Below are 11629 nucleotides of genomic sequence, written 5' to 3' on the forward strand. Positions count from 1 at the left end.
CAAAATCATCAGGAAATAGCCAATAATCTTAAAATAGAACTTAATAAACAAAACTCATTGCTCCAAGAAATAACTCTAAAAATATATTTACTAGAAAATAAATTATCTGATCAAAATAACCTTGAAAATGAATGCCCTCTTTGTGGAAGTTGTTTAAATAATGAACACCGAAAAGAGCGTCTTAGCTCTAAGTATCAACAATGGAGTCAAGAACTTAGTGTTGATTTAGAAAAGCAAGCAGACCTAAACCAACAAATAAACTTAAATAAAGAAAAATTAGAACTATCTGAAAAAGAAATAAAAAATTTTCTTACTTTAGTTCATAACTATGAACTTGAAATAATAAATATTAATAATCAATTAACTAATACAGAAAATAAATTATTATTATTAGAAACAAATCTTTTAGAATTAAAGAAAAAACTTAAAAATATTAAGTCAGATAATATTTTATTAGATTTAGAAAACATGTCTTCAATAGCCGTAGAATATGAAAAATTATTGACAGCAGAAAAGCTAAAAGAAAAAGTTGATATTACAACGTCAAGCTATCAAAAACAGCTAAGTTTACTGCCTATAATTTCTTTAGCAGAACGTGAAGAAATATTATTAATGGCAGAAAAATTAAAACAGGAAGATGTTGATTTAACTACACATAAGCTAGCATTAGAAAAAGAATTAACATCAATAAATATTCTAATAAATGAATTTCAAAATGAACAAACAAAGTTAAATAATCAATTAACGATTAATGAATATAAACTCTCAGAAAGTTTAAGACGTTGCCAAGAAATTGAGCAAGATATAAACAAACAAATTAGCAATCTACCTACAAACTTTCTTTCCCACGCTGCCTTAAAAACTGAGCAAGCCTTTATTGAGCTAAAAGAAGAAATGGGGTTGCTGGCTGATATTGAAAAACAATACCAAGAATTACTTACAGCACAAACACGTATTCATCAACTAACAGGAGCAATAAAATTATTAATAGAACAGCTTGAAAAAATACCAGAAAAATATCAGCGTTTAGTTAGCGAAATAGAAAAAGAATATAATGATTTTAGTGATCAAGTATTGTTTATAGAAAATCAGCTAGATCAAGCCAAACGCAGATTAGCAGAAATGGAGCATCAACAAAAAATCTATCAACAATTAAAAGAAAAACGTGATGCAGCAGAGAAGGAAGCAATTTGCTACAACAAACTAGCTAAAACCTTTGGTCGTAGTGGGTTACAAGCAAAAATTATTAAAACGGCACAAGAAAAAATCAAACAACACGCTAATACTACGCTAAGACGTTTAAGCAATGGAGTTTGGCAAATAGACTTACAGGAAAATAGTCAAGGAACAGAACTAGAAATATTAGCACGCGATTTAAGCCAACCAGGTTCACCATTAAGAGCTTTTGAATACTTAAGTGGTGGGGAAAAGTTCCGTGTTGCCATTAGCTTAGCTATAGCTATTGGTCAATCAATTTCTGGCGGTCGTGCAGTAGATACACTAGTTATTGATGAAGGTTTTGGAGCATTGGACGAAGGCAAACCGATCTTTGCTTGTTAGTGAATTGCGGCGTTTAAGCGAAGAAGTTTTACAAGGTGGTAGGGTAATAGTTGTTTCTCACCAAGAGGATGTTTGCTGGGAATTTGCCAATCGTTACTATATCTCTAAAAGTTTTGATGGACTCATAGAAATAGAACATAATTGGAACCGATAGCTAAAAAATACTAAAAAATTATTTGGAGAAGATTTTGGATAATAGTTCAATGGAAAATGTTCAAGATTCTTTAGCCACATGGTTAAAAAAATTTAAGATCGTGGTAGTAATTCCTTGCTATAACGTTGCTAAGCAAATAGAGGCAGTCTTAAACACAATGCCAGCTTTTGTTAGCCAAATAGTTACAGTTAATGACGCTTCTAAAGATAATAGTGCTGAAAAAATTCGTCAGCTAGCCGCTAAAGACCCTCGAATAATCCTAGTTGAACATGAAAAAAATAAAGGTGTTGGCGGTGCAATGATAACTGGTTTTAATAAGGCTTTGTCGCTAAATCCACATTTGATAGTTAAAATGGATGGCGATGGTCAGATGAATCCTGATTTCTTACCAGATTTGTTAATTCCTTTAATCTTAGGTAAAGCTGACTATACAAAAGGAAATAGATTTAGAGATTTTCAAGCACTGCGTCAAATGCCCGCGCTTCGTCGAATAGGAAATATTGGGCTAAGTTTTATGGTCAAAGCTTCAACAGGTTATTGGAAATGCTTTGATCCAACAAATGGTTTTTTAGCTGTTAGAGCGGATGTATTAAAACTTGTGCCTTTAGATAAAGTTCATCAATCCTATTTCTTTGAAATTTCACTACTTAGCCAAATGTATTTAGTTGGAGCAGTAATAAAAGATATTCCTATGCCAGCCCGCTATGGTGATGAAAAATCAAATTTATCAATCAAAAAAGTTTTAATTGAATTTCCTGGAAAACTTTTTATTTGCTTTTGCCGACGTATAATCTTAAAAAAATTTATTTATGATTTTTCCATTGAAAGTATTTACTTAATTTTAGGTGTGCCAATGATATTAATTGGTGCATTATATGGGGGTTATTACTGGTATATCAACTCACTTGCTAACGTTCCTTCTCCAACAGGAACAGTAGTTCTACCAGCATTACTAATTATGCTAGGTTTTCAAATTATTTTAGCTGCAATAGGAATTGACCTACAATCAACACCACAAGAGCCGGTTTGCTCCGGCCCATTAACACTAGAAGATCCCCCAAAACTGATTAAAGCTTAAAAATTTAATTTTAAAGGGCAAGAAAATGAAAATCTGTGTAGCACAAACAAAACCTGTAGAAGGCGACATTAAAAGCAATATTGAAGCTCATAAAAAATTAATAGACCTAACGGTTTTAAATAAAGCAGAGCTAATTATTTTTCCTGAACTTTCAATAACAAGTTATGAGCCTGAATTAGCAAAAGAACTAGCGACTGACAAAGAAGATAGTAGGTTTGATGATTTTCAACATATTTCGGACACTAAAGAGATAACTATAGGAATTGGAGTTCCAATCAAAAATGCTGATGGTATTTCTATTAGTATGATTATTTTTCAACCACATAAAGCAAGGGAAGTTTATTCAAAATTATATCTACATCCTGATGAAGAGAAATTTTTTGTTGCTAAAGAAAGTACTATAGGTTTAATAGGTAAGCAGTCAAATATAGCACTTGCAATTTGTTATGAAATATCTGTTGTAGAACATTCAGAAAATGCTTGCAAAAATGGTGCAGAAATTTATATAGCTAGCGTAGTTAAAACCATACATAAAATAGATTTAGCCATTAAAGCCTTGTCTGAAATTGCTAATAAACATTCTATGATGGTGCTTATGTCAAATTGTGTTGGTCAAGCTAATGGAAATGACTGTGCGGGTAAATCCTCTATTTTTAATAACAAAGGCGAATTACTCACCCAACTTAATGATACTAACGAAGGTATATTAATTATTGATACTGATACACAAGAAATAGTCGAAAAAATGATTTAATAAACTTCAAACTGGAAATTGCTGCTAATTTATTTTCCACTTTCCAGGGACTAACATATTGGTTATTGCAGAAGAATTTTTTATTTGTTGGTTGCTCATCCAAAGCCTAGAGGTTTCTATTAGGTGGTTGCCTTGGTCATTTCCTAAAAGTTCACCTCTACGATGGCGAACAGCAGTAGCATAAAGTAGCCTATCAACGGATTCAAAATTTTTTTCTGTTTCAGCTAAAAGTTTAGTAGCTTTTTCTTTTTCACCTTTTATTGCTGCAATGCTTGCATAGATTTGTTTAGCAAAAGCATTTCCCCAAGGCATATTTTCTTTTTCAATTAATCGTGCATTGTTTTTAGCTACTTTTAATAGTGAAATAAAGCTTGGCTCTTGTGCAACTAAAGCTATTATAGTTCTAGCTTGTAGATGAAGAATTTGAAGATAAAAAGATTGTATACGTAGCAGAAATGACCTAGTAATTCTAGTCCATTTTTCTTTAAGTAATTCATAGGCAGCTTTTGCTTTTCCTTCATAAAGAAGGGTTTGCACTTGGCCGAATAAATGCCAAAAATGCTGCATTTGAAAAGCTTTTTGTGACCAACGGCTAATACTTTCTTCTAGCTCAGTTTTAGCATTATCTATTTCATCATTAGCTAAAAATTTTATGTATGTAGTGCGAAGTCTAAGCATAGTTTCACCTATAAGACTTCCACGCTCACGAATATCTTTTAGGACTGTTGGCATACGGCTAAATAGCTGATTAAAATCGCCTATAAAATAAAGAGAAGTAAATGTCCAATAGCTTGCTGTGTCAAGTTCGGCTGAAACACCAGTACAATTTTGACGTAAAAAAGCTTCAGCTTGTGCAAACCTTTCTATACAAAGCTTCCATTGACCAAAACAACCTGCTGCAATGCCAGCAACATAGGTTGAGATAGCTATTCCATAAGGGTAGTTAATACGTTCCGCAAGTTCTTTGGTAAGTTGTAAAAGTTTTTCAGTACGTTTTGCTTTACGACCTCCAGCACTGGAAGAATAACCAGCTTCAATTGCTAGAGCTAAAGAAATTCTTTGGGGTTCACCTACTCTTAGCGCAAATAAAAGATAACGTGATTGCAAGTCTACGCCTCGTGTTGCATCTATCAGAGAAAGACCTGATGCAATAGATCTAAAAGTATCAAGGCGAAGCAAAACTTCAGGTGGGACTTCATCGGCTGGATGCTGCTTAAAGTCCAGACCTCTAAACCAAAGTTTTAACCGATTAACTAAGAATGACAAAATTGCTTTTAGTGGAGTTTCCGCCATCTTTATTCCAACTTTACTGGTAATAATTTTTAGTTCTGCAAAGCTTTCTTTTAAGTAGCCACAGCGCACAAGTTGATCAGAAGCACGTTGACGAAGTTCTAAAGCTTCAAGCTCATCAGCCATTTTTATAGCAGCTAAAAAATTTTAGGCAGCTTCATAATTTCGACCAGCATTAGCAAGAGAGTTAGCTAATTTAACTTGTAACTCATATTTGTTGTGGATCTTGTTGTTTGCAAAGTTTAAGTGCAAGTTGATAGAGACGAGCAGCCTGGTCAAAAGCTAGCGCGTTATAAGCTTTTCTGCTGCATCAAAAGCATATTTAGCCGCCTTTTCATTATTTCCTGCTTTATAAAAATGATTTGCAAGCCGCTCTGGGTCGGCTGTAGTTTCTAAAAGCAAAGCTAGCTTTCTATGGAGAGTTTTTAATTTTTCTGATGGCAAATTAGCCACTACGGTTTCCCGTATTCGGTCATGGTAGGCTTCTAATTGTTCTTGGTGCTTAGTACCTTTTAACCTAATCATTCGGTTTGCTCGAAGCAGTGCAATGGTAGTTTGTTCTTGGCTATCAAGTTGAGCGGCTTCTTTTGCAATGGCTCTTTCTAGCGGTTGACCTGCAACAGCTATAACTTCAAGTAATTTACGGGCATCTTCAGGTAAGCTAATTATACGTGCATAAATAACTTGGTCTAATTTAGCAAAACTGGTTTCTTCACTATGTGAAAAGGTTTTTCTACCAATTATTGGTTGTGTTGCTGTTACTATTTTATTTTTTGTAGAGGTGATGGGTTTTAAGTAAGCAAAATTAGGCGTATAAGTCTGCTCTGTAGATGTTGTGCTTAACTGCATAAAACGCACAAGCTCATCAACAAAAAAAGGATTTCCCTTAGATTCTTGGGCAATCATTTCTGCAAGTTCTAGTAGCTCTTTATTTTCTTGGCCTAACAAAGCAATAGCCAATTTTTTTGCTTCTTCTTTTGAAAGTTCTTTAATAGCTAAATCTTTAATTTCAACTTCTGTTTTTTCTCGTAGCGGTAAAAAAGTAGTTAAAAAAGGACTAGTTTTTATTTCTTCGTTTCTATAAGTAGTAAGTAGCAAAAAAGGTGGTGGGTTGGGTGGTTGCAGGAGTTCAATTAAAAGCCCTGCACTATCTAAATCTCCCCATTGAAGATCATCAATAAAAAGAATTAAAGGGGTTTTTGTTGCTAGTCGTGCTAAAAGCTCTCGTAGGGCATTAAAGGCTCGGCGACGTAGTTGTTGTGAGTCAGGGATTTCTAACACTTTACTTTCATGACTAGCTATGGCTGAAACTTGTTTTAGAACGGGAAATAAACGTGCTAATGCAAGCACATCATCAGGTAAAAGGTTTTCAAGCTCTGATTTTTTTAAGTCTTTTAAGTGTTGGCTTAAATCATCTATAAGGCTGTCAAAGGCTTTATAAGGAACAGATTCTTGTTCATAACAGCGGCCTGTTAAAACGACTACATCTTTTTCATTTTTATCTAACTGTTTAAGGAAATGACGAACTAAAGAACTTTTTCCCATTCCAGAATTGCCATAAACATAAATGGTAACTGTGCGTCGCGTTTCTTTAACTATGCTAAAAGCTTCTTTAATTGTGTTTATATAGCTTTCACGTCCAACAAAAGGAATTGATCGCGCAGCATCTAAAGAGAGCGAAGAAACAGATAAATTGTTATTGGAAAGACGCTCAAGAATTTCTTTTCCTGATGGACGTTTTTGAGGATCTTTTTTAAGTAATTGCTGACAAAGTAGATCCAAATCTTTTGGGATATCTTTGACTAGTTTGCTAGGTGCTAAGGGTTCAAAACGTTGTTTATGTGAAAGTAAATCCATCACTTGACCACTAAAGGGGCGTTTACCAGTGAGTGATTCATAAAGTATAACCCCTACGCTATACCAATCTGTAGCTTCTGTTAAAGTGGAGTTGACGCATTGTTCTGGCGACATATAAGCAGGTGTCCCAACAATATGTTCTTGTTGTTTTTTTGAAACAAGCTCCATAGCTAGCCCAAAATCAAGTATTACTACTCGTCCTTCTTCAGTCACTAAAATATTTGAAGGTTTAATGTCTCTATGTAACTTTCCTGCTGTATGTATTGCATAAATACCGGCTGCTAATTGTCTTAAAGCGTCTCTAAGACGAATAGAGTCAAACTTAAAATTTGGTTGTGAGTTTATGGAAACTACTACTTGATCATCATTAGTTTTTTCTTCACCACTAAGCCTAATAGTTTGTATTTGGCTTATAGAATCTGATTGAGTAGTTGATCTAGGTGTAGGAGTTGGTGTTATAGCGGTTTCTTGCTCGTCTTGAGAAGCAGTATTAATGCTAGATGTTATACAGTTAATAGTTTCAGAGAGATTTGGGTCTAGTTCTTCTTTATATAATCTAACATACTGAAGAAAATTAACTCCTTGAACCAATTCCATAGTAAAAAAACACTGGTCTTGATCTGACATTAATTCATAAAGAGTTATAAGATTAGGGTGGGTTATATCAGCTAACAAACGAAATTCTTGCTTAAATAAGTAAAGAGATTCTGCTGTTAGTTCATGAAGTGTTTTAAGAGCCACAACCGCTTTACGTTCTTGGTCATAAGCTTCATAAACAACGCCAAAGCCACCTGAGCCAATGCAACGTTGGATTAAGAAACGCTCTGTTCCCTTAAAATCTGGTTGTTTTTGCTTAATCATTTTTCGTAAAAGTTCTTTACAAATTTTCTAAGAATTTAGTTATAAAAAATAATAAATTAAATAACTAGATTACAACAGACAAACAACCTAGATAAATCTATCTCAAGGGGGCATAAACTCCAAGAAAGGTTTGACAGATAGATAAGTTTTTTATACTCTGAAACCCCATTATGGGACAAAGATCAAGAGTTACTGCAATTATTCCAGCCCGCTACGGCTCAACACGCTTACCAGCAAAACTTCTACTAAATTTAGCAGGTAAACCAATCATCCAACATGTTTTTGAACAAACATCACAAGCTAAATTTGTTGATGAAATGCTAATTGCTACTGATGATGAACGAATAAAAACGGTAGCAAATAGTTTTGGTGCTACAGTAATAATGACTAGTGTAAATCATCAAACAGGTACAGATCGCATTGCAGAGGTAGCAGAAAAACTAAGTTCAGATATTATTGTTAATGTTCAAGGCGATGAACCGTTGATAGACCCTAACACAATTGATCAAGCTATTAATCCGCTATTAGATGACCCTAGCTTAATGATGTCAACTACTTGTGAGAAAATAGAGAATTTAGCAGATGTATTTAATCCTAATATAGTTAAAGTAGTAATGAATAGCCAAGGTAATGCACTGTATTTTTCACGCGCACCAATAGCTTTTGCTAGGTTTGCTTGTTTGGGTGAGCAAAGCTTTGAGCCAGCAAAGATGCTAGAAGCTATGAAAAATCAGCCTAACGAGCTAGGAGAATATTTTAAGCACACAGGACTTTATGTTTATCGACGTAAGTTTTTATTAGAGTTTACTACTTGGCCTCGTAGCCCGCTGGAGACACAAGAATCTTTAGAGCAATTACGCGTACTGGAAAAAGGTTATTCTATTCGTGTGCTAAAAGTTACTGCTAAATCTATTGGTATTGACACAATGGCAGATTTGCTTAATGCAAAAAAGATTTTAGAAAATTAAATTTAGAAATTTAGTAAGGGAAAGTTATGCCAAAATATATTTTTATTACTGGTGGCGTTTTATCTTCACTAGGTAAAGGAATTGCTGCGGCTTCAATAGGCTGTTTATTGCAGGCTCGTGGCTTAAAAGTAACGCTACAAAAGTTTGATCCTTATATCAATGTTGACCCTGGCACTATGTCACCTTTTCAACATGGGGAAGTTTATGTAACTGACGATGGGGCAGAAACAGACTTAGACCTTGGACATTATGAGCGTTTTACTTCTGCACAAATGACAAAAAGTAATAATTTAACAACTGGACGAATTTATCTTTCTGTAATTGAAAAGGAACGTCGGGGAGATTTTTTAGGAAAAACCGTGCAGGTTATACCACATATTACCAATGAAATTAAAGATGCAATTCGGCATGTTTCTCAAAATGTGGATGTTGTAATTGTAGAAATAGGCGGCACGGTTGGAGATATTGAATCCCTCCCGTTTTTAGAAGCTACTCGTCAGCTACGCCAAGAAGTAGGCCGGCAAAATGCTCTTTTTATCCATTTAACCTTAGTTCCATTTATTGCTAGTGCTGGCGAGCTAAAAAGTAAACCAACGCAACATTCTGTTAAAGAGCTTTTAGAAATAGGATTCAACCAGATGTTTTACTTTGTCGAACTGAAAGACCATTGCCTAGAGAATTAAAAGAAAAAATCGCGCTATTTTGTAATGTTTCAGAAAAGGCTGTAATTACTGCACAAGATGCACCTACTATTTATGAGGTTCCACTAGCTTTTGAAGCGGAAAACTTAGATCAGCTAATTGTTGAATTGTTAAACTTAAATGCACCTGACCCTAATTTAGAAGAATGGCGCAAACTAGTAGACATTATTAAAAATTCAACTAAAAGCGTAAATATTGGGATTGTTGGTAAATATGTAGAGCTAAAAGATTCTTATAAAAGCCTGACTGAAGCCTTAGTTCATGGCGGTGTTGCTAATAAGGTTAAAGTTAATGTTTGTTGGATTGAGTCCGAACGTCTGATAACGGAAGATAAAAAAGACTGGGAAGAACCCTTAAGAGATATGGATGCGTTGCTTGTTCCAGGCGGATTTGGTAAACGTGGTATAGCAGGAATGTTAAGAGCAATTTCTTATGCTAGACGTAAAAAAGTGCCTTTTTTTGGGATTTGTTTAGGGATGCAATGTGCTTGTATTGAATATGCTCGTAATGTTTGTCATTTAGATAATGCTGATAGCACAGAATTTGATGCTAATACTCCTCATAGAATTATTTATAGACTGCGAGATTTAATTGGTGTAGAAGCAATGGGAGGGACTATGCGCCTGGGTGCTTATAAATGTGAGTTAAAACAGGGAAGTCTTGCTGCAAGCATTTATGGGTGTGAAACAATAGAAGAACGTCATCGCCACCGCTATGAGTTCAATCCTGAGTATGAAAAGATTCTTACAGAAAATGGGCTAGTAATTTCTGGACGTTCTCCAGATGGTAAATTTGTTGAAATTGTTGAAATTCCTGAACATCCTTGGTTTTTAGGTTGTCAATTTCACCCAGAACTAAAATCCCGTCCTTTGGCGGCACATCCTCTTTTTACCTCTTTTATTAAAGCAGCTTTAGATTATCGCCTTCAAGATGAAGCAACTAGCGATAGTGAGGTGCGAAAACCTAATTGGGTAGAAAATAAAGTGCCAGAACCAGATTGGGAAGAAGAGTTTTTAGAAAGGCCCTAAGAAATTGTCTAAGGTTTTTTTGCTAGGAGGAATCGCAAAAGATGGTTACTCCTAGCAAAAAATTGATTAAAGATTATTGTACAAAGTCAGAGACCATTAAGGTATATTTTCTAGCTAAAGTTATTTGATCACCTGCTTTAAGCCAATATTTTACTATCTTTTGACCATTAACTCTTGTCCCATTTCTAGAAGCGGTGTCAAAGATTTCCATCTGTTCATCTGAATGAACAACTATGCAACAATGCCTACGGGAAATACTAGGATCATCTACCACAATATCATTATCTTCAAAACGTCCTATACGGTTTTTACCATATTTTAGTTGGTAAGTTTCAAGCCCTATTGTTACAAAATAACTAGAATCTGTAGTAGAACTGCCATATTCTTTATAAATAGGATCTTCTAAACAAACTTCTCCCGCATTACTTTTAATTTTTAAGTCTTCTAAATTTATTGTGTTTGTACCTCTAGAACTTTCTATATCTGAGCGAACAACCTTAAAAAATGCTTGTCTAGCAGGTTCAAGAGATAAATGACAGCTTCCTAATAATTCTCTCATAAAATGCCCCTTTAATTGACTTCCAGAGGAGGTTACGAACAACAGAAAAAGAAGTTTTATACTTCTACCTTCTCTTAAATTCAAAATTTTTCTTATGAAATAGCTTTAATTTAATTTTTCACTAAGCAAATTTCTAACCACAACTAAGTTGATCAGGAAGATTTAGCCAAATGCTATTTATAAATGGAGAATTTATTAGGAAAACCATATTTGATGCTTATTGTAGGAATGATTTGATAGGCTATTTTGGACTACTAGGCTATTTTGGCCTACCACTTTTATTCTAGTGTCTTATATATTGGAATCCTATCTTATTGGTTAGTTATTATTGACTCAGTAACTATTAGTAGTTTAAATGGCTATTAATAAAAAATCTTAATAAAATTTTAACAAATAGCAAAATAGTAAAATACTTTATATGATTTTTAACTCATTACATATCAACAAATTATAGGTTAAAAAAGCATTTAATGGTTAATTTTATTTATTTATTTAAGCATGTTTGGTTTCAATTTTGCTGTGTATAAGGTCAAAACAATAAATCAGTTAAAGGAATTAATTTATGTTGGAGCAAAATATAGATTCAACAATGGAAGACAAAATTATGGCAAACTCAGTTATGCAAGAATGTTTTCCTAAAGTATGTGCTTGGTGTAAAGAGGCTTATGATTTTACCTCTGTTGAAAGAAGCTCAGGGATTTGTAGTAGTTGTTTTGAAAAATTGGTAAAAGGCTATTTTGAATTATTGGATGTAGAACAATCTACAACGTTTAATAAAATATTAAATGTTATTAAATCTATTGAATAGTAGAGTTTATT

9 protein-coding genes and 1 pseudogene are annotated in these 11629 nt (G+C 34.0%); 7 read left to right on the plus strand and 3 right to left on the minus strand.

What is annotated here, in order from left to right:
- Positions 1-57 precede the first annotated feature (57 nt).
- From IPK14_08255 to IPK14_08270, 4 genes are read left to right on the plus strand one after another with little or no spacing between them, the layout of a single operon-like run.
- Positions 58-1560, plus strand: a complete 1503-nt coding sequence (locus IPK14_08255; protein ID MBK7993407.1) for a hypothetical protein — start codon at positions 58-60, stop codon at positions 1558-1560.
- Positions 1550-1714, plus strand: a complete 165-nt coding sequence (locus IPK14_08260) for a hypothetical protein (protein MBK7993408.1) — start codon at positions 1550-1552, stop codon at positions 1712-1714. The genes IPK14_08255 and IPK14_08260 overlap by 11 nt, the downstream gene beginning before the upstream one ends.
- A gap of 34 nt (positions 1715-1748) precedes the next feature.
- Positions 1749-2792 carry a glycosyltransferase family 2 protein gene (locus tag IPK14_08265; protein MBK7993409.1) on the plus strand — a complete coding sequence of 348 codons (1044 nt, stop codon included), beginning with the start codon at positions 1749-1751 and terminating at the stop codon, positions 2790-2792.
- A gap of 25 nt (positions 2793-2817) precedes the next feature.
- Positions 2818-3546, plus strand: coding sequence for a carbon-nitrogen hydrolase family protein (locus tag IPK14_08270; protein MBK7993410.1), 729 nt, complete (start codon positions 2818-2820; stop codon positions 3544-3546).
- Positions 3547-3570: 24 nt separating this feature from the next.
- On the opposite strand, the gene IPK14_08275 is transcribed toward IPK14_08270, so the two are convergent.
- Together IPK14_08275 and IPK14_08280 are read right to left on the minus strand one after the other, a co-directional pair.
- A complete protein-coding gene (locus IPK14_08275; GenBank protein ID MBK7993411.1) occupies positions 3571-4962 on the minus strand; it encodes a hypothetical protein in 1392 nt (463 codons plus the stop codon).
- A gap of 156 nt (positions 4963-5118) precedes the next feature.
- Entirely contained in the window at positions 5119-7554 is a 2436-nt protein-coding gene (locus tag IPK14_08280) for a protein kinase (GenBank protein MBK7993412.1), read from the minus strand.
- Positions 7555-7724: 170 nt separating this feature from the next.
- Here IPK14_08280 and kdsB point away from each other — a divergent pair, with 170 nt between their 5' ends.
- Together kdsB and IPK14_08290 are read left to right on the plus strand one after the other, a co-directional pair.
- The gene (gene kdsB / locus IPK14_08285; GenBank protein ID MBK7993413.1) at positions 7725-8522 is read left to right on the plus strand and encodes a 3-deoxy-manno-octulosonate cytidylyltransferase; all 798 of its coding nucleotides are present in this window, start codon (positions 7725-7727) and stop codon (positions 8520-8522) included.
- Positions 8523-8548: 26 nt separating this feature from the next.
- Positions 8549-10251: pseudogene (locus tag IPK14_08290) on the plus strand (CTP synthase).
- A gap of 73 nt (positions 10252-10324) precedes the next feature.
- Here IPK14_08290 and IPK14_08295 read toward each other — a convergent pair.
- The gene (locus tag IPK14_08295) at positions 10325-10810 is read right to left on the minus strand and encodes an FHA domain-containing protein (protein ID MBK7993414.1); all 486 of its coding nucleotides are present in this window, start codon (positions 10808-10810) and stop codon (positions 10325-10327) included.
- Positions 10811-11372: 562 nt separating this feature from the next.
- On the opposite strand from IPK14_08295, the gene IPK14_08300 reads away from it, so the two are divergent.
- A complete protein-coding gene (locus IPK14_08300; protein MBK7993415.1) occupies positions 11373-11618 on the plus strand; it encodes a hypothetical protein in 246 nt (81 codons plus the stop codon).
- Positions 11619-11629 lie beyond the last annotated feature (11 nt).

The organism is Blastocatellia bacterium (genome assembly GCA_016713405.1).
Lineage (GTDB): Bacteria > Acidobacteriota > Blastocatellia > Chloracidobacteriales > JADJPF01 > JADJPF01.